The following is an 18,245-nucleotide window of genomic DNA, read 5'->3' as shown; positions in this document are numbered from 1 at the left end:
CGGAGGGCACGCACGCGACGGTTACTACAGAGCGTAGAAGAATCTGGATAGACTGATGCCATGAACATCGTTTACAACGTCATGGTCTTCCTGCACATCGTCGGCGCCGCCATGATCGTCGGCATCTGGATCGGGCAGATGAAGAAGCCCACCGTCCACCCGCGCCAGTTCGATGGTGCTGCCCTGCAGCTCCTCACCGGTGTGGCGATGATGGGCCTGATCCCCGCCCTGGACATGGACGCCAACTACGCCAAGCTGGGCATCAAACTCGTCATTGCACTGGTGGTTGCCGTCCTGGCCTTCATCGGCAGCCGCAAATTCAAGAAGGGCGAACCGGTCTCCATCGGCCTCGCCCACAGCGTGGGCGGCCTGGCACTGCTGAACGTCGCCATCGCGACGCTCTGGCGGTAGCTGCCCCACCCCTCCGCGTGCCTCTGACGACGGCGGCGCTTCCCCTGTGCGGGAGCGCCGCCGTCGTGCGTTGTCAGGGCCGGTCACAATCCTCTCTCAGCGGACAACCTGTGCACCGGTGCTGCCAAATCCCTAGGATGGGGAACGGCGGGCTGCGGCGGATGCCGGCGCCCGGATCGAATCAACGTTGAGGAGTGACATGGCTACAACACGCAACGCGCACACGGTATGGACGGGCAGCCTGACCGAGGGTTCCGGCAACACCACCCTGGACAGCTCAGGCCTGGGCACGTTCGATGTCACCTGGAAGGCCCGCACCGAAGCGGCCGAGGGCAAGACCAGCCCCGAGGAACTCATCGCAGCGGCACACTCGGCGTGTTTCTCGATGGCCTTCAGCCACGAACTCAGCCAGGCCGGTTTCACCCCGGAGGAAGTCAACACCAAGGCGGAGGTGGGCTTCCAGCCGGGCACCGGCATCACCGGCAGCCACCTGACCCTTAATGCCCGCATTCCCGGCATTTCCGAGGAAGACTTCCAGCGCATCGCCGAGGCAGCCAAGAAGGGCTGCCCTGTTTCGCAGGCGCTGGCCGGCATTGAGATCAGCCTGGACGCCACGCTCGCTTCCTGACCCAACAAACGCCAAAGGCCCTGTTCCTGCCGGTTCGTCCGGCAGGAACAGGGCCTTTTTGCGTGTCCGTCTGCAGGCGGCAGCCCGCCTGGCTAAGCCTTGGCCTGGCTGCGCGCCGGGAGCGGCGCGGGACGCAGCCGGCGGTAGCCCTCACGGAGCGGAGGACGGTCGGTAGGCAGTTCCTGGACCATTTCCTTGAGCGCGCCGATGCCGTATTCCAGCTGCGGATCGCGCCCGGCGGCGTAGGCATGCGGCGGGAAGGTCACTTCGATGTCCGGGTCCACGCCGTAGTTCTCCACGCCCCAGCCCACGCCGCCGCCGAACCAGGTGGCGTAGCGCGGCTGGGTCACTCCCGTTCCGTCGGCCAGGGCGAAGCGGTTGTCAATGCCCACCACGCCGCCCCAGGTGCGCGTTCCGATGACCGGGCCGATTCCCCGCAGCTTGGACACCTGGGTGATGATGTCGCCGTCGGAGCCGGCGAATTCGTCCGCGAGGATAATCACCGGTCCCCTCGGTGCGTGGTGGGGGTAGGTGCGCGGCTTTTCCCCGCGCGGCATGCTCCAGCCGGTCACCTTGCGGCCAATCAGTTCGGCCACCAGCTGCGACGTGTGTCCGCCGCGGTTGCGCCGCACATCCACGATCAGCCCGTCCAGCGCGGTCTCGGTATCGAGGTCCCGGTGCAACTGGGCCCAGCCGTTGGCCATCATGTCCGGGATGTGCAGGTAGCCGAAGGCACCGCCTGAGGCTTCCCGGACGGTGCGGCGGTTCGACGCCACCCATTCCTGGTAGCGCAGCCGCTCCTCATCCTTGACGGGCACGACGGCGACGCGGCGCTGGGTGCCGGCGGCATCGCCGTGCCCGGCACCGTTCAGCAGGGTCAGCTCGACGGCGCGGCCCGCCGCCCCGACCAGCTGCATGGCGGGCGTGACCGATTCAGCCAGCGGCACGCCGTCGATGGCCAGCAGGATGTCGCCGGCTTTCGCGTCGACCCCGGGCCGGTTCAATGGCGAGGTGGCCAGCGGATCCGAGGACTCGCCGGCGAGGATCCGGGTGATTTCCCAGCCCGACGCCGTGTGGGCCAGATCGGCGCCCAGCCGGCCCTGCCCGTGGCTCCCGTTCTCCGTCACGGCTGCGGGGCGTACATAGGCATGCGAGGTGCCCAGTTCGCCGTGCAGCTCCCAGAGCAGGTCAACGAGGTCGTCGTGCGAGCCCAGCCGGTCCACCAGGGGACGGTACCGGTTGCGCATCGAGTCCCAATCCTGGCCGGCCATGTCTTCGGCCCAGAAGAAGTCCCGCTGCAGGCGCCAGGCCTCATCGAAGGCCTGCCCCCAGACGCTGACGGGGTCCATCATCACGCGAATGCGGCCCAGGTCCACCTTGACCAGCTTGCCGGATTCCTCGTCCGCCTTGGCGTCGGACGGAACCACTGTGACCTGCTTGTCAGCAAGGACCACGGCCTTGGTCCGGTCGCCGGAGAGCCGGTAGCTGTCCAGGGACTCCACGAGGGTCTCCTGCTTGCGCCGGCCGAGGTCGTACCGCACCAGGCTGGGACGGGTGTCCTTGTCCTCCTGGCTTGCCTTGCCGTCGCCGGTGACGCCGGAGAGGGCAGCATCAAGCCACAGGAGCGCGCCCTTGGTTGCCGAGAGTCGGGTGTAGTTGCCCTGCGGAACCGGAACGCCGATGACCCGGTGGGCCAGGCCTTCGGGATCCACGCGGACCGCCGGCGGCCCGTCCTGTGCGTCGGCGTCGGCGGCGGCGGCGGCGGCGTCTCCACCAGCTGCCCCGGGTGCCACGTCCGGTCCGAACGGCGACGGCGTACCGGCGGCCAGGGCAACGAGGTACGGCTTGATGGGGCTCGGGAAGGACAGGTCGAAGGAGTGGCCGTCGTAGACCGGGTCGAAGCTGCGGTTGGAGAGGAAGGCCAGGTACTTCCCGTCTGGGGTGAACGCCGGAGACCTGTCGCAGAACCGTCCGTCGGTGACCTCCACGGGGTCGGAGCCCGGGTCCGCGATGTTGGCGGCCCGCAGCCGGCTGCGCGATCCGAAGGAGGTGACGGGCTCGGACCAGACCAGCCAGGCGGAGTCGCCGGACCAGGCGAGGTCGGAAATGGTTCCCTCCCCGATGCTGGCCACCCGGGTCAGTTCGCCCGAGGCGGCGTCGGCGACGTACACGTCGCCGAACGACGTGCCCAGGGCGAGCCACCGTCCGTCAGGGCTCGCCTCGAGGGCGCTGGCCCGCGACGGCGTCGGGACGGCAATCTGCGCGGCAGCGGGAGCCACGGCAGGTGCGGAAGGTTCGCCGGTGCCCTCCCCAGGGGCCCCATCCGGCTGCTGTTCGTCGCTGCCACCGGCGCGGGAGCTGGCCAGGACAACAGGGGAAGGCTGCGCAGATCCGGCCAGCACAGCCGCGCCGGCAGCCGGCACGGGCTGGGGCAAGGCCATGGCATCCGCCCGCCCGGAGGCTGAACCGGTGTCTGCTTCCACGGGATTGGCTGCCTCCGCTGTGTCGCCGGCGGGCGGCGTTGCCGGCATGGTTCCTGCGGCGACGGCCGGGTGGTCGATGGCTGCCACGATGTCCCTGATATGCAGGGCCTCGACGCCGCCGTGGTCAGCAATGTAGGCGATCCGGCCGTCGCCCAGCGGCCTTGGAAGGCGGCCGCGCACGCCGGGTGTGGCCTCGATGACGCGCGACGGTCCGTCCTTGTGGCGGAGCCAGTGGATGGTGCCGTGCGCCTCCACTGCGCTGGCTGAACCGGTGGCATCAGGCACTGCGGCGCCCAGGTGCTTTGACGTCTTCAGGAGTGCGGGGCGGCGGGACTGGGAGGCGGATCCGAGGGTGATATCAAGGCGGACAGCCTCGGACCCGAGGTCCGTCAGTACCCACAGTTCACCGGCGGATTCGAAGATAACCCGGGTGCCGTCCGTGGCGGCGTGGCGGACGTAGAAGTCCTCATGGTCGGTGTGCCGGCGCAGGTCCTTGCCGTTGGGAAGGACTGAATAGAGGTTGCCGTAGCCCTCGTGGTCGGAGAGGAAGGCCACCCGGCCATCCACCCACAGGGGGTCCGCAAGGTTTCCTTCCAGGTCCGGCAGCAGCCGTTCGAATTCGCCGTTTCCGTCAGTGTCGATCCACAGCTTCCCTGCTGTGCCGCCGCGGTACCTCTTCCACCAGGCAGGTTCGCGGGACAGCACGCTGGCCACCACCACCGGGCGCTCATCGCCCACTTCCGGGCCGAAGGCCACCGACTCCACGGGGCCAAACGGCAGTTCCTCCGCCCAGCCGCCTTCGAGAGGCACGCTGTACGCGTGGGTGTGACGGCTTTCGGCCTGCCGGAACGCGCTGGTCACCACGACGGCGCCGCCGGCGGTGAAGCCCTTGACCCGGGTGGTGCTGTGGCCGAAGTAGGTCAGCTGCCGGTAACCGCCGCCGTCGACGTCCGCCGAGACCACTTCCGGCGCCGTTCCCTGGACCACCGTCCACACCAGCTTCTTGCCGTCCGGGGTGAAGCGCGGGTTGCGGGCGGGCAACTGGAGCGAGGAGACACGCCACGCGCGGCCCCCGTCCAGTGGCGCAATCCAGACGTCATCCTCGGCCACGAAGGTGACCAGATCGCCGTGCAGATGCGGAAAACGGAAGTAGCTCGAAGAGGTCATCGTTCGATCATAGTCATCCCTTACCCGGCGCCGCGGGACGTGCCGTGGGGCCGGGTCCGTGGTGTGATGGAGCATGCGCATCCTTATGTCCGGGGCCTCGGGAATGATCGGCACGTCCATGTCAGCCACCTTCAGGGAGGCCGGGCACGACGTCGTGTCCCTGGTGCGCCGTGAACCCAAGACGGCCGCCGAAGTCCGCTGGGATCCGGCCGCCGGGGAACTGGATCCCCGGGCACTCGAGGGCGTGGACGCCGTCGTCAATCTTTCGGGCGCCGGAATCGGCGACCGGCCGTGGACGCGCAAGCGCGTGGAGGACCTGTTCAGTTCGCGGCTCCGGCCCACAGAGACCCTTGTCCAGGCCATGCAGCAGGTGGACAGCCCGCCGCCCACCTTCATCAGTCAGTCCGGGTCCGGGTATTACGGGGACGCGGGATACACCGTGCTCCGCGAAAATGCCCCCGCGGGGTCCGGCACCCTGTCCCGCATCTGTGTGGAGTGGGAACAGGCCGCTGCCGCTGCCCCGCCAGGCGTACGGACTGTCACGCCGCGCACCGGCGTCGTCCTCAGCCGCTCCGGCGGCGCCTTGGGCAGGCTGCTCCCCCTCCTGCGTCTCGGCATCGGCGGACCGTTCGGGGACGGCCGCCAGTACTGGCCCTGGATATCCCTGCCGGATGTGTCAAAGGCTTTCCTGTTCCTGCTGGAATCCGACATCCGTGGCCCTGTTAACCTGTGCGCCCCCGAACAGGCTGACGTCAACAGCATCGTGGCCGCACTGGCCCATGCACTGCACCGGCCCGCTGTCCTGCGGGTCCCGGGCCCGGTGTTGCGCCTGTTGATGCGCGACCTGGCCGAAGAGCTGTTGCTGGCCAGCCAAAGGATGGAGCCTGCCGTGTTGTCGGCAGCCGGTTTCCGCTGGGAACATCCTGGTTTGGCGGAGGCGGCCGCCTGGGTTGCCGGCAACGACAAGGCCGCGGACCTGGCCTGACCTTGAACTGGTGAACAGGGCGCGGGCTGCAGCGGCGTGGTTTCAGGAGCCGGGGAGGATCTCGCTGATCCGCCATTTTCCCTCCTCTGTAACCAGGACCAGGCGCAGGGCCTGGCCGGGTGCAGCGGCACCTTTCGCGGCAACAGTTCCCGTGGTGTCCTTCTCTTCCCAGGCTGATGTGCCGGCGGTGGCCCGGACAACCGCGCGCGATTCCGTTGCACCCGGTTCGGTCCGGACGTCCGTGACCGTGCTGATGAAGCCCGAGAGTACCCTGCCCGAACCTGACAGCCTCTCCGCAGTGAGATGATCGGCGGCGGCCGCCGGCGACCCGGATGCGTTGACTTCCGCCAGCAGGCTTACCTGGCCGCTGCGGAAAGCATGGTCACGCAGGGCCGCAAGGCCACGCAGGGCATCCGCAGGCTGAGCTGAAGCGGCCAGTGCCCTGGCCTCGTCCAGCGCCGCGGCGCCGCCGGCCTGAACCGCAGCAGAGTCTCCTGCCGGGGCGGAAGCTGCCTCTGCCGCATCCTTGCTGTCGCCGGCAGGATTGAGGGCACCCAGGGCCACCTGGGACACTGGGGTCAGCCACAGGACCATCGCCGCCGCGGCAGCCGCGCCCACGGCGAGGACGGTCCGGCGGAAGGGAACCCTGGGTGGGGCCGCGCTGCGGTGGGCTCCGTTCCGGCGCCCGCCTGCGTGCTTCCGGGAGCGCTCAGGGGCACCACTCTTGTCCTTCCGCAGTACTGGTTTGCCCGATGCTGCGGGTTCGCGTGTGGCAGCGGGGACTCCCGCCAGCCGCGGCGGCGTCGCCATCCGCCGTCGCAATGCCCCGAACCGTTCCCTCAACCCACCCGGCAAGGGTTGCGGCACGTGCCTGCGCGTCAGGAGTTCCGGAATGACGGTGGGATGGACGGCGGCGGAAAGGTCCACCGGTACAGGGGCGGCACTGCGGTAGACAGCGGTTGCCAGGGCGCCGGCGGTTGGACGGAGCCTGCGGTCTTCGTTGAGGCCTGCTTCCAGGGCTGCAGCGAGTTCAACAGGAACACCGGGAACCAGGAGCGGCAGCGGTGGCCGGTCCGCCGTGCGTGGCGGCGCAGCACCGGTGAGGCAGAACCAGCCGAGGGCCGCCGCCGCATAGACGTCCCTCTCGGGTTGCAGCCCTGCGCGGACCGCATCCACCGGTGCAGGATCCACGAAGCCGGGCGTCCCGTGGCCCGCTCCGCCGGCGGGGTCCCCCAGCATCCGGGCAATTCCCAGGTCCGAGAGCATCGGCTTGCCCTGGCCGGTGAACAGCACGTTGCCGGGCGAGACGTCCCCATGCGTGAATCCTTTCCCATGAAGATAGGACAGCACCTGGGCGATGGGGGTCAGCACGGTTACGGTCTCGCCGGCGCTGAGCCGGCCGCGGGCACCAAGGAGCTGGCCCAGGGAGCCGCCGGATGCATAATCCATGATGAGGGCAGTCGCAGCCTGTCCTTCCGCGTCACCGGTCGGCACGGGGTGCAGGCTGACGGCGTCGCGGGCCGTGACCAGGTGTTGGTGGTCCAGGACGGAGAGGATCCGGATTTCCCTTCGCACTGCGTCCTCGGACTCCACTCCGCGGCCGCGTGACTCGCCGGAGCCGGGGTGGAAGCACTTGACGGCGTATTTCCTGCCGGTGGCCTGCTCAGCGGCCAGCCAGACAGACGCGCTGCTTCCCAGGCCCAGGAGCCGGTCAACCGCATAGCCCGGAACGTCTGGAGCGTGCAAATCTTCCATGTCCCATGTCTAGCGGAATCCGCGGACGGTTGCAGAAGTTATCCACAGGCTGCGCGGGCTTCCAGTCACATTGTGGGCGCAGGTACGGCCGCTGGTGAGCTTAGACACTAAACCCTGTCCGCGGCCGTGCGGGGTCTAAGCTGGAAGGCATGACTCTTGAGTTTTCAGGGCTGGGTCTTGCCCCCGAGTTCGTTGATTACCAGCACGCCTGGGACGTTCAACGCGAACTTCACGGAAAAGTGGTGACCGGTGAGGCACCCAGTACCGTGCTCCTTCTGGAGCATGCAGCCGTTTACACCGCAGGCAAGCTGACCGAGGACCACGAACGGCCTTTCGACGGGACTCCCGTGGTGGCCGTGGACCGCGGCGGAAAGCTCACCTGGCATGGTCCAGGCCAGCTCGTCGCGTACCCCATCCTGAAACTCAAGAACCGCGCCGGGATCCGTGACTATGTGGAACGGCTCGAAGCCGTCATGATCGCCGTCATGGCCGATTACGGCATCCGCGCTGAACGCATTAAGGGCCGTGCCGGTGTCTGGGTCAAGGCCGACGCCAACGGGCCCGACCGCAAAATCGCCGCCATCGGCATCCGAGTCCTCAACGGAGTGACCATGCACGGCGTCGCCATTAACTGCAGCAACGACCTCGCCCCGTACGGCCAGATCATCGCCTGCGGCATCACCGACGCCGGCGTCACCACCATGTCCCGGGAAACCGGGAAGGACATCCGCCCCGGCGACATCGCCGACCGCTTCGTGGAAGAATTCCGCAAGCACGAAGAAGCACTCGTTTCAAGCCCCGAAGGAGCTCTACTGTGACATTGGCACCCGAAGGCCGGAAGTTGCTGCGGATCGAACAGCGCAACGCGGCCACCCCGGTGGAACGCAAACCGGAATGGATCAAGGCCAAAGTCCAAATGGGCCCCGAGTTCGTCCAACTCAAGAACCTGGTCAAAAAAGAAGGCCTCCACACCGTCTGCGAAGAAGCCGGCTGCCCCAACATCTTCGAATGCTGGGAAGACAAAGAAGCCACCTTCCTCATCGGCGGCTCCGAATGCACCCGCCGCTGCGACTTCTGCCAGATCGACACCGGCAAACCCTCCCCCGTGGACAGGTTCGAACCCACCAAAGTGGCCCGCTCCGTCCAATCCATGCAACTCCGCTACGCCACCGTCACCGGCGTGGCCCGCGACGACCTCGAAGACGAAGGCGTCTGGCTCTACGCCGAAACCGTCCGCAAAATCCACGAACTGAACCCCGGCACCGGCGTCGAACTCCTCATCCCCGACTTCTCCGGCAACCCCGACCACATCGCCGCAATCTGCGACTCCAAACCCGAAGTCTTCGCCCACAACGTCGAAACCGTCCCCCGGATCTTCAAGCGCATCCGCCCCGCCTTCCGCTACGAACGCTCCCTCGACGTCATCACCCAAGGCCGAAACCTGGGCATGGTCACCAAATCCAACCTCATCCTCGGCATGGGCGAAACCCGCGAAGAAATCTCCGAAGCACTCCGCGACCTCCACGCCGCCGGCTGCGACCTGATCACCATCACCCAATACCTCCGCCCCTCCGAACGCCACCTCCCCGTGGACCGCTGGGTCAAACCCCAGGAATTCGTCGACCTCCAAAACGAAGCCCAAGAAATCGGCTTCCTCGGCGTCATGTCCGGCCCCCTGGTCCGCTCCTCCTACCGCGCCGGCCGCCTCTGGGCCACCGCCATGCGCAAAAAAGGCCGCGACATCCCCGCCGAACTCGCCCACATCGCCGACGGCATCCAGGACTCCGGCACCACCCGCCAGGAAGCCAGCACGCTCCTGGCCGCCCGTTCCTGACCCGGCAGCCGCAGCCGCCCAGGGCCGGACACCGGATCTTTCCGGCGTCCGGCCCTTCGGCTTTGGTCACGTAGAATTGAGGCACTATGGCGAAATCCCCTGACTCCAGCAACTCCACCCCGGCGGACTCCAGCGCGGCAAAGCGCGGCCTGTTCTCGCGCAAGCCGAAAGAGGCGAAGGCCAAAAAGCCCAGCCGCCTCAAGCAGATCGGCGAGGTCTTCAACATGACCCGCCGCCACGACCCCATGGTCCCGTGGCTGATGCTGCTGGTCTTCCTGGGCGTTGTGGCCGTCAGCTTCCTGGTGGGTTTCTGGCTGGACAACTGGATCACCGGCCTGATCATCGGCATCCCGCTGGGCCTGCTCGGCGCCACGCTGATCCTGTCCCGGCGCGCGGAACGGGCGGCCTTCGCCCAGATCGAAAACCAGCCGGGCGCCTCCGGCGCAGCACTGGGTACCCTCCGCCGCGGCTGGATCACCGAGGAACAGCCTGTCGCCGTCAACCCGCGCACGCAGGATGCCGTGTTCCGCGCCATCGGCCGTCCCGGCGTCGTCCTGGTCAGCGAAGGCCCCACGCTCCGGGTGAAGCCGCTGCTGGACGCCGAGCGCAAGCGCCTGGCCCGGATCCTGCCCAACGTAACGGTGCACGTCATCGAAAGCGGCCGCGGCGAGGGCCAGGTGCCCATCAGCCAGGTGGCAAAAAAGATGGGCAAGCTGAAGAAGGAACTGACCAAGCTTGAAGTAAATGCCGTTTCAAAGCGCATTGCGTCCCTGGGGAACCGGCTCCCCATCCCCAAGGGCATCGACCCCTACAAAGCCCGCCCCAACCGCGGACGCTAGGCCTGAACAGCGCCCCGGCCACCGGATCCTTCCGGCAGCCGGGGCGTTTTTCTTGCACAGGCCATTTCCGCACGCCAGCAAAGTGCCAGGCGCTCGAACGGGTAACGCCGCCCCGCCAACCAACGATGACGACAGCCCTACAGGACAGGACATCCCATGCCCCTTCGCAACGCCGCCATCCGCGCTTTCCGCATCCTCGCCGTCGCCGAAGCTTTCAGCTGGGCAGCCCTGCTGATCGGCATGTACTTCAAATGGATTGCCGGCACCACCGAGATCGGCGTACAGGTGGCCGGACCTATCCATGGAGCGCTGTTTGTTGGCTACGGCGTGGCGGCGCTGGTGCTCTGGCGCCTGCAGCGCTGGCCGTTCACCGTGGCGCTCTTTGCCGGGCTCTCAGCGGTCTTCCCGTTCGCCACCATTCTCTTCGAACGCTGGGCTGATAAGCGGGGTTTGCTGGCTGCTGCCGACGCCGTCGCAGCTTCACCGGAGACCAGCCGGTCCAAGGTGTCGGAAGAGAGTCAGGCCTAGCCCAAGCGCTGCCGCTGCCTGCTCAGCGGCGGATCAGCAGGGTGTTCATTGCTTTGTCGTGCAGGCCGCGCTGGTCGGGATCAAAGATCACGGCCGGAATCACCAGGCACAGCAGTACGGCCCGCACCAGGGCGGCCAACGGCCCGGGCGTCCCGCCGCCGGGCCGCACCACCGAGATGCCCACCACGCGGTGGCCGATGCTGTACCCGAGCGTGCCCACCAGCAGGGTCTGCTCGAGGGCGAAAATACCCAAGGTTGCCCACGAGTCTCCGGCGAACGCGAAGTTGCTGATCAGCAGGGCAATGCCCCAGTCGATCATGATGGCAACGATCCGCCGGCCGGCCCGGGCAATGGACCCCGGCCCCGATTCGGGCAGGCCCAGGCGCTCACCGGGATACTTGGAAATGCCGGAGGTGTCCGGCCCGGTGAGCCATGAGCCAAGGTCTTTGCGATCTACCACCGTCCAAGTTTACCGGCCTCCATCCCCCACTCCGGCCTGGTGCGCGGCGCCCACATCGCGGATGGGGTTAGACCACAGTGTGGACACCCGATAGCGTGGTCGTAACAGGGCATTCTGTAACCTGCCCGAAACAATGTGGACACGGACGGGAAATGCCGCGTCCATAGGCTGTTAGCAGTTTCAAGCAATCTCCCCGGCAGGTATCTGCGGCAGGGCCACAGCAGGGAAAACCTTGCGTCTTCCCTGCTTTCGGATTGCGCTGGATCATATGGCTGAGGCCAGATATTTACATATGCGTTAGGAGCATAGATGTTCAAGACTGCGGACGAAGTCCTCAAGTTCATCAAGGACGAAGATGTAAAGTTCGTCGATATCCGCTTCACCGACCTTCCCGGCGTCCAGCAGCACTTCAACGTTCCGGCTAAGAGCGTTGACGCTGACTTCTTCGTCAACGGCCAGCTCTTCGACGGTTCTTCCATCCGTGGCTTCCAGGGCATCGCCGAATCGGACATGCAGCTGATCCCCGATGTGACCACCGCGTTCCTGGACACCTTCCGCATGGAAAAGACCCTCGCGCTGAACTTCTCCATCGTGAACCCGCGCACCGGCGATCCCTACCACCGCGACCCCCGCGGCGTGGCCGAGAAGGCCGAAGCATACCTGGCCTCCACCGGCATCGCTGACACCGCGTTCTTCGCTCCCGAAGCCGAGTTCTTCGTGTTCGACAACGTCCAGTACCAGTCCTCCCCGCAGGGCAGCTTCTACAAGATCGACTCCGAAGAAGCGCACTGGAACACCGGCCGTGAAGAAGAGGGCGGAAACCTCGGTTACAAGACCCCCGTCAAGGGCGGCTACTTCCCGGTTTCCCCCACGGACAAGCAGGCCGACCTGCGCGACGCCATGTGTGTTGCCCTGGATGAGGCCGGCCTCGAGGTCGAGCGCAGCCACCACGAAGTTGGATCCGCCGGCCAGGCTGAGATCAACTACAAGTTCACCACCCTGACCCACGCTGCCGATGACCTGCAGAAGTTCAAGTACGTCATCAAGAACACCGCGGACGCCTGGGGCAAGTCGGTCACCTTTATGCCGAAGCCGGTCTTCGGTGACAACGGCTCGGGCATGCACTGCCACCAGTCGCTGTGGAGCAACGGCGATCCGCTGTTCTACGACGAGAAGGGCTACGCCGGCCTGTCCGACACTGCCCGCTGGTACATCGGCGGCCTGCTGAAGCACGCCGACGCCGTCCTGGCCTTCACCAACCCGACGGTCAACTCCTACCGCCGCCTGGTTAAGGGCTTCGAAGCTCCGGTCAACATGGTCTACTCGCAGGGCAACCGCTCCGCCGGTATCCGCATCCCGATCACGGGCTCCAACCCGAAGGCCAAGCGCATCGAATTCCGCGCTCCGGACCCCTCCTCGAACCCGTACCTGGCGTTCGCTGCCCAGCTGATGGCCGGCATTGACGGCATCCGCAACCGCATCGAGCCCCCGGCACCGATCGACAAGGACCTCTACGAGCTGCCCGCCGAGGAAGCCAAGGACATCCCCAAGGCTCCGGGCACCCTGGAAGAAGCCCTGGAAGCACTGCGCGAGGACAACGAGTTCCTGCAGGCCGGCGGCGTCTTCACCCAGGACCTGATCGACACCTGGATCGATTACAAGTACGAGAACGAGATCCGCCCGCTGTCCCTGCGCCCGAACCCCTATGAGTTCGAGCTCTACTACGGCGTCTAGTCTCCACTCCGCCTGGCAGTACTGCCAGGACCGCTGAGACAGCGAAGGCGGCCACCGGTAATCCGGTGGCCGCCTTCCGCGTTCCCGGGCCGGATGCCCGGAATGATTAAAAGGTGGAGGCCCGGCTCCAGACGTGCTGAGACCGGGAGCCGGGCCTCCTGACGAATGTCCCCCGAGACGAAGACTGTTCGAGCCTTCCCCCCAACAAGGTTGAAGAACACCGCCATTCCACATCATCGATTAAACGGTTTCCCAGCGCAATAAGGGCCCGCCGGTGTTACCTCATTGTGGCTTGGCGAACGGCATGAACAGGGTGCGCTGCGGCCCCGCAGATCCGCCGGTGTACCGGCCGTGGTCCACGAAGCCGGCCTTCAGGTACGCAGCCAGCCCCGGCCCGTTGGCCTCGTTGACGGAGAGTACGACGCCGGATGCACCGGTTGGGTGCCGGCGCTCGAGTTTTCCTGCCGCCACCACGGCGGCGGCGGCTCCCAGCGTCCCCAGGCCTTTGCCCTGCTGGCGCCGGTCCACGAGGAAGCCGCGGAGCAGCCAGGCGGAGCCGTCATCCGGCCAGCCGGCCAGGGTGGCTGCCCCGGATTGCAGGGTGAGCACGCCTATGGCCCGCCCGCCGGCCTCCATCACGAAGGGATGCCGCCCCTCTTCGGCCAGGCCGGTGAGGGCCATCCGCAGAGGATCACCCACGAATCTCTCCTGGCCGGGCTGGAGCCGGAGCCTCGCCACAGCGTCCAGTTGGATTGCCTGGGCGTCCGCATCCAGATCCCGCAGCGGGATGATCCAGACGGCCCCAAGGAACCCGTCAGTGCCCATAGAAGATGCGCTCAAAGACTCCACGTGCCCGGCGGCTGACTCGGAGGTAATCCTCCTCGAGGGCTGCGGCGTGGCCGGGCTCGTAGCCGCACCACCGCGCCACCGCTTCCAGGTCGCGGCGGGATGAGGGCAGAAGGTCGGACGCCTTGCCGTTCCAGATGACGTTTGCGGACCTGATCCTGCTCGCCAGCCGCCAGGCCTGCGCCAGCGTTTCGGAGTCATCCCGGGACAGCAGCCCAAGCGCAGCCGCGGCCTCCAGCGCCGGAAGGGTGGACGTAGTCCGCAGCTCCGGGTGTTCGCCGGCGTGCTGGAGCTGGAGCAGCTGGACCAGCCATTCGACGTCGCTCAGGCCGCCGCGGCCCAGCTTCAGGTGCCGGGCGGGATCGGCACCGCGGGGCAACCGTTCCGACTCCACCCGGGCCTTCACCCTGCGGATCTCCCGGACGTCCTGCCCCGCAACGGACTCCGGATAGCGAATGGGGTCGATCAGGGCCAGGAAGTCGGCCGCGAGGCCGTCGTTACCGGCCATCGGACGCGCGCGGAGCAGCGCCTGGGCTTCCCAGATCAGTGACCAGCGCCGGTAGTACTCGGCGAAGGATTCGAGGGAGCGGACCATTGCCCCGTTCTTGCCTTCCGGCCGAAGGTCAGCGTCCATCTGCAGGACGCGTTCGGCCGTAATGGCCGGCTTCAACGGCTGGGTCAGCAGGCTGGACACCTTGGCGACGATCCTGCCCGCCTGTTCCTGGGCCTCAGCCTCGGAAAAACCCGGCAGGGCCCGGTGGACGTACATGACATCGGCGTCGGAACCGTACCCGATTTCCCGTCCGCCCTGCCGCCCCATGGCAACCACCAGCACGGCGGTCTTAAGGGGTCCGCCGGCGGACACGATCCCCTCGGCCACGCGCAGGGCACCCAGGACCGCGGCCCGGTCATTATCCGCGAGTGCGGAGCCCACCTGGTCCTGGTCCAGCAGCCCTGCCGAGTCGGCGATGGCGATCCGGAGAATTTCCCGCCGGCGGATGAGCCGGATCAGGCGCATGGCGCTTTCTGGATCGGCGTGCCGTGACATCTTGGACGTAATTTCCTGCCACTGCGCTTCGAAGGACACCGGAACAAGGTCCTTGTCCTGCCCCAGCCAGGCAACCGACTCCGGGGACACTTCCAGCAGGTCGGCGATCAGCCGCGAGTTGGAGAGCATGTGGCAGAGCCGCTCAGCGGCGGCGTTCGAGTCGCGGAGCAGGCCAAGGTACCAGTGGGTGGTTCCCAGGGCCTCGCTGACCCGGCGGAAGGCGAGCAGGCCGGCGTCGGGATCCACGCCCTCGGCGAGCCAGTCCAGGAGGATCGGGAGCAGCTGGCGTTGCAGGGCGGCCCGCCGGCTGACACCGGCCGTCAAAGCTTCGATGTGCCGCATCGCGCCCTGCGGGTCACTGTATCCAAGCGCTGCCAGCCGGGCCTGCGCGGCCTCGGGGGTGAGCCTGGCATCCTCACTGCTGAGCTTGGCCGCCGAGTTGAGCAGCGGCCGGTAGAAGATCCGTTCGTGGAGTTCCCGGACGGACCGTTTGGTCTTTTGCCAGGCGGCCAGGAGGGCATCCGGGTGCGGCCGCTCATTGGAGAACGGGCCAAGCACGGCCTTCGCCAGGGCACGCAGCGCCGGTTCGGCCACCGGCATCAGGTGGGTGCGGCGCAACTGGAACAGCTGGATCCGGTGCTCCAGGAGCCGAAGGTACCGGTAGGCGTTGTCGAAGGCTGCGGCGTCCGTGCGCCCGATGTAACCGCCCGCCGACAGTGCCGCGATCGCCGACGTGGTGTCCCGCCGTCGTAATGTCTCATCTGCCTTGCCGTGTACCAGCTGCAGCAACTGGACCGTGAACTCCACGTCGCGCAGGCCGCCGCGGCCCAGCTTGATCTGCCGCTGCTCCTCGGCGGCGGGGATGTGCTCGGTCACCCGCCGGCGCATGGCCTGGACGGACTCGACGAACCCGTCGCGGCCTGCCGAATTCCAGATCAGCGGGGCCACCGCTTCCTCGTACCGGCGGCCCAGCCGGGCGTCCCCGGCGATGGTGCGAGCCTTCAGCAATGCCTGGAACTCCCAGCTTTCGGCCCAGCGCGCATAGTAGGCCTCGTGGGAGGCCAGGGTGCGTACCAGCGGCCCGGATTTACCTTCAGGCCGGAGGTTCGCGTCGACTTCCCAGAGTCCGGGTTCGCGCGCCACGGAGGAGATGGCCCGGGAGATCCCACTGGCCAGCGCGGTTCCGATGGTGTTGGCGTGAGCGTCCTCCAGCTGCCCGGCATCGATGACGTAGATGACGTCGACGTCGGAGATGTAGTTCAGCTCGCGGGCGCCGCACTTGCCCATCCCGATGACCGCCAGGCCAACATCGGCGACGTCGGCGGCGTCGAACTGTTCTGCCGCCTCGGCCCGCGACACGGCTAGCGCGGCTTCGATGGCCGCGCCGGCGAGGTCGGCCAGCTCGCCGCCCACGGACGGCAGGAAGTCCAGCGGGTCCGCGGCGCAGAGATCCTTGATGGCCAGGTCCACCACTCCCCTGCGGTACGCCGTCCGCAGCGCAGCGTAGGCCTCCGCGCCCGTCGCGGCAGCAACGGGGCGCGCGGCGCGGGGATCGGCGCCCACCGACTGCAGCAGCGTGGACCGCAGCTCCGCGGGGTCGGCGGGGAGGGGCTCCGGACTGGTGCGGACATTGAACGCCGTGAGGTGTTCGGGGTGCCGGATCAGGAACTCGCCCAGGGCCTCCGAGGCGCCGAGTACCCGGTACAGCGGTTCGCTGGTTTCGGGATCCGCCCCGGCGATGTCGCGCAGGCCGGGGTGTTTTTCGATCAGCCGAACGAGGGACTGCAAAGCCGTGTCCGGGCTGGCAGCGAGCTGCAGCCCGGCGAACAGCTTCTCCTGGTCCAGCCCTTCCAGCTCACGGGCCGCCAGGAAGCGTTCGCCTTTTTCAAGGTCGCTAAATCCGGCCGCGATGAGGCGGCGTGCCAGGCTCACGCCCGCGGCCTAAAGGATGCCGAGATTGCGCTGCAGTTCGTAGGGCGTCACCTGCAGGCGGTAGTCCTGCCATTCGGCCCGCTTGTTCCGGAGGAAGTGCTCGAAAACCTGCTCGCCCAGGATCTGCGGCATCAGTTCAGAGTCCTCCATGGCCCGGATGGCGTCATGCAGGCTGGCCGGGAGGGGGTCGTGGCCCATGGCCCGGCGCTCTGCCGAGCTCAGCGACCAGACGTCGTCCTCCGCTGCGGCCGGGAGGTCGTAGCCTTCCTCGATGCCCTTGAGGCCTGCGCCCAGCAGCACGGCGTACGCCAGGTACGGGTTGGTGGCGGAATCGATGCCGCGGTATTCGATCCGGGCGGACTGGCCCTTACCCGGCTTGTACAGGGGTACGCGCACCAGCGCGGAACGGTTGTTGTGGCCCCAGCTCAGGTAGCTCGGTGCTTCGCCACCGCCCCAGAGGCGCTTGTAGGAGTTCACGAACTGGTTGGTGACGGCGGTGAATTCGGGCGCGTGCTTGAGGATGCCTGCAATGAACTGGCGGGCCGTCTTGGACAGCTGGTACTCGGCACCGGCCTCGAAGAATGCGTTGCTGTCCCCTTCGAACAGGGAGAAGTGCGTGTGCATGCCCGAACCCGGGTGGGCCGTGAACGGTTTGGGCATGAAGGTGGCGTAGGTTCCCTGCTGGAGTGCCACCTCCTTAATAACAGTGCGGAACGTCATAATGTTGTCCGCGGTCTGGAGGGCGTCGGCGTAGCGGAGATCGATCTCGTTCTGGCCGGGGCCGCCCTCGTGGTGGCTGAATTCCACCGAGATCCCCACAGACTCAAGCATGGTGACAGCGGTCCTGCGGAAGTCCTGCGCCACGCCACCGGGCACGTGGTCGAAGTATCCGCCCTCGTCGACAGGCACCGGCGCGCCGTCCGCACCCAGTTCCTGGGACTTCAGGAGGTAGAACTCAATCTCCGGGTGCGTATAGCAGGTGAAGCCCATGTCTGCGGCCTTGGCCAGGGTCCGCTTGAGGACGTTGCGGGGGTCCGCTGTAGACGGCTCACCGTCAGGCGTCAGGATGTCGCAGAACATCCGCGAGGTCTGTTCGGTCTCACCGCGCCAGGGCAGGATCTGGAAGGTCGCCGGGTCGGGCTGCAGCAGCATGTCCGACTCGAAAACGCGGGCCAGGCCCTCGATGGAGGAACCGTCGAAGCCAAGGCCTTCCTCGAAGGCTCCTTCAACTTCCGCCGGCGCCAGCGCCACGGACTTCAGCGATCCCACGACGTCGGTGAACCACAGCCGCACGAAACGTACGTCGCGCTCTTCGATTGTGCGCAGGACAAATTCTTGCTGGCGGTCCATGATGGCCTCTTCTCCGGTCAACGTCCATGCTCCGGGTCCACGCAAGGGGAAAGCCGGCAGCAGTTCACCAACACTGTACTAAGCATTCGACGCCGATGCTTGAGCCTGCGCCGCACGTAACACAGCATTAACCTGGCGCACGGTCCGCGGCGGCCCGCGGCGCCGGTTTGGCCGTTCCCGCCAGCCGGCCGACACCCCTGGTTATGACCGTTATCACCTTTAGTGCCCGCCCCCGCGGTAGCTAG

General features: G+C 67.1%; 14 protein-coding genes. 8 read left to right on the top strand and 6 right to left on the bottom strand.

Going from position 1 to position 18,245, the window contains the following annotated elements:
• Positions 1-60 precede the first annotated feature (60 nt).
• Both BLT71_RS09520 and BLT71_RS09515 read left to right on the top strand, forming a co-directional pair.
• Positions 61-411 carry a hypothetical protein gene (locus BLT71_RS09520; protein WP_015936812.1) on the top strand — a complete coding sequence of 117 codons (351 nt, stop codon included), beginning with the start codon at positions 61-63 and terminating at the stop codon, positions 409-411.
• Positions 412-610: 199 nt separating this feature from the next.
• Positions 611-1,039, top strand: coding sequence for an OsmC family protein (locus BLT71_RS09515; protein ID WP_015936811.1), 429 nt, complete (start codon positions 611-613; stop codon positions 1,037-1,039).
• 92 nt (positions 1,040-1,131) lie between these two features.
• Here BLT71_RS09515 and BLT71_RS09510 read toward each other — a convergent pair whose 3' ends face one another.
• On the bottom strand, positions 1,132-4,689 hold the full coding sequence (locus tag BLT71_RS09510) for a S41 family peptidase (protein WP_091719544.1): 3,558 nt from the start codon (positions 4,687-4,689) through the stop codon (positions 1,132-1,134).
• A gap of 73 nt (positions 4,690-4,762) precedes the next feature.
• On the opposite strand from BLT71_RS09510, the gene BLT71_RS09505 reads away from it, so the two are divergent.
• Entirely contained in the window at positions 4,763-5,674 is a 912-nt protein-coding gene (locus tag BLT71_RS09505; RefSeq protein WP_091719542.1) for a TIGR01777 family oxidoreductase, read from the top strand.
• Between the two features lie 42 nt (positions 5,675-5,716).
• Here the strand turns inward: BLT71_RS09505 and BLT71_RS09500 are convergent, their stop codons facing one another.
• Positions 5,717-7,429 (bottom strand): serine/threonine-protein kinase, encoded by a 1,713-nt coding sequence (locus BLT71_RS09500; protein ID WP_091719540.1) that lies wholly within the window; start codon positions 7,427-7,429, stop codon positions 5,717-5,719.
• 149 nt (positions 7,430-7,578) lie between these two features.
• Here BLT71_RS09500 and lipB point away from each other — a divergent pair, with 149 nt between their 5' ends.
• The 4 genes from lipB (at position 7,579) to BLT71_RS09480 (ending at position 10,630) form a co-directional block, all read left to right on the top strand.
• Positions 7,579-8,247 carry a lipoyl(octanoyl) transferase LipB gene (gene lipB, locus BLT71_RS09495; protein ID WP_091719538.1) on the top strand — a complete coding sequence of 223 codons (669 nt, stop codon included), beginning with the start codon at positions 7,579-7,581 and terminating at the stop codon, positions 8,245-8,247.
• Positions 8,244-9,263 (top strand): lipoyl synthase, encoded by a 1,020-nt coding sequence (gene lipA, locus BLT71_RS09490; protein ID WP_091719536.1) that lies wholly within the window; start codon positions 8,244-8,246, stop codon positions 9,261-9,263. The genes lipB and lipA overlap by 4 nt, the downstream gene beginning before the upstream one ends.
• 86 nt (positions 9,264-9,349) lie before the next feature.
• Positions 9,350-10,102: a DUF4191 domain-containing protein gene (locus BLT71_RS09485; RefSeq protein ID WP_015936805.1), complete on the top strand. Its 753-nt coding sequence runs from the start codon at positions 9,350-9,352 to the stop codon at positions 10,100-10,102.
• A 156-nt stretch (positions 10,103-10,258) separates the two neighbouring features.
• Entirely contained in the window at positions 10,259-10,630 is a 372-nt protein-coding gene (locus BLT71_RS09480) for a DUF3817 domain-containing protein (RefSeq protein WP_091719534.1), read from the top strand.
• A 22-nt stretch (positions 10,631-10,652) separates the two neighbouring features.
• On the opposite strand, the gene BLT71_RS09475 is transcribed toward BLT71_RS09480, so the two are convergent.
• Positions 10,653-11,090: an RDD family protein gene (locus BLT71_RS09475; protein ID WP_091719533.1), complete on the bottom strand. Its 438-nt coding sequence runs from the start codon at positions 11,088-11,090 to the stop codon at positions 10,653-10,655.
• Between the two features lie 309 nt (positions 11,091-11,399).
• On the opposite strand from BLT71_RS09475, the gene glnA reads away from it, so the two are divergent.
• Positions 11,400-12,824: a type I glutamate--ammonia ligase gene (glnA, locus tag BLT71_RS09470; protein WP_091719531.1), complete on the top strand. Its 1,425-nt coding sequence runs from the start codon at positions 11,400-11,402 to the stop codon at positions 12,822-12,824.
• A 282-nt stretch (positions 12,825-13,106) separates the two neighbouring features.
• Here the strand turns inward: glnA and BLT71_RS09465 are convergent, their stop codons facing one another.
• From BLT71_RS09465 to BLT71_RS09455, 3 genes are read right to left on the bottom strand one after another with little or no spacing between them, the layout of a single operon-like run.
• Positions 13,107-13,649: a GNAT family N-acetyltransferase gene (locus BLT71_RS09465; protein ID WP_091719529.1), complete on the bottom strand. Its 543-nt coding sequence runs from the start codon at positions 13,647-13,649 to the stop codon at positions 13,107-13,109.
• A complete protein-coding gene (locus tag BLT71_RS09460) occupies positions 13,639-16,650 on the bottom strand; it encodes a bifunctional [glutamine synthetase] adenylyltransferase/[glutamine synthetase]-adenylyl-L-tyrosine phosphorylase (protein ID WP_091719527.1) in 3,012 nt (1,003 codons plus the stop codon). The genes BLT71_RS09465 and BLT71_RS09460 overlap by 11 nt, the downstream gene beginning before the upstream one ends.
• Before the next feature lie 9 nt (positions 16,651-16,659).
• Positions 16,660-18,000: a glutamine synthetase family protein gene (locus BLT71_RS09455; protein ID WP_091723936.1), complete on the bottom strand. Its 1,341-nt coding sequence runs from the start codon at positions 17,998-18,000 to the stop codon at positions 16,660-16,662.
• Between the last annotated feature and the right edge of the window lie 245 nt (positions 18,001-18,245).

It is taken from the genome of Pseudarthrobacter equi (genome assembly GCF_900105535.1).
Lineage (GTDB): Bacteria > Actinomycetota > Actinomycetes > Actinomycetales > Micrococcaceae > Arthrobacter > Arthrobacter equi.
The sequence above is the reverse complement of the archived record's forward strand: the minus strand, read 5'-3'. Positions and strand labels throughout refer to the sequence as shown.

What these genes read in the sequence shown, in the direction of transcription:
- BLT71_RS09505 (WP_091719542.1), top strand. Translation starts at nt 4,763, where the DNA reads ATGCGCATCCTTATGTCCGGGGCCTCGGGAATGATCGGCACGTCCATG.
- BLT71_RS09515 (WP_015936811.1), top strand. Translation starts at nt 611, where the DNA reads ATGGCTACAACACGCAACGCGCACACGGTATGGACGGGCAGCCTGACC.
- BLT71_RS09455 (WP_091723936.1), bottom strand. Translation starts at nt 18,000, where the DNA reads ATGGACCGCCAGCAAGAATTTGTCCTGCGCACAATCGAAGAGCGCGAC.
- lipB (WP_091719538.1), top strand. Translation starts at nt 7,579, where the DNA reads ATGACTCTTGAGTTTTCAGGGCTGGGTCTTGCCCCCGAGTTCGTTGAT.
- BLT71_RS09485 (WP_015936805.1), top strand. Translation starts at nt 9,350, where the DNA reads ATGGCGAAATCCCCTGACTCCAGCAACTCCACCCCGGCGGACTCCAGC.
- BLT71_RS09480 (WP_091719534.1), top strand. Translation starts at nt 10,259, where the DNA reads ATGCCCCTTCGCAACGCCGCCATCCGCGCTTTCCGCATCCTCGCCGTC.
- glnA (WP_091719531.1), top strand. Translation starts at nt 11,400, where the DNA reads ATGTTCAAGACTGCGGACGAAGTCCTCAAGTTCATCAAGGACGAAGAT.
- BLT71_RS09465 (WP_091719529.1), bottom strand. Translation starts at nt 13,649, where the DNA reads ATGGGCACTGACGGGTTCCTTGGGGCCGTCTGGATCATCCCGCTGCGG.
- BLT71_RS09520 (WP_015936812.1), top strand. Translation starts at nt 61, where the DNA reads ATGAACATCGTTTACAACGTCATGGTCTTCCTGCACATCGTCGGCGCC.
- BLT71_RS09500 (WP_091719540.1), bottom strand. Translation starts at nt 7,429, where the DNA reads ATGGAAGATTTGCACGCTCCAGACGTTCCGGGCTATGCGGTTGACCGG.
- BLT71_RS09510 (WP_091719544.1), bottom strand. Translation starts at nt 4,689, where the DNA reads ATGACCTCTTCGAGCTACTTCCGTTTTCCGCATCTGCACGGCGATCTG.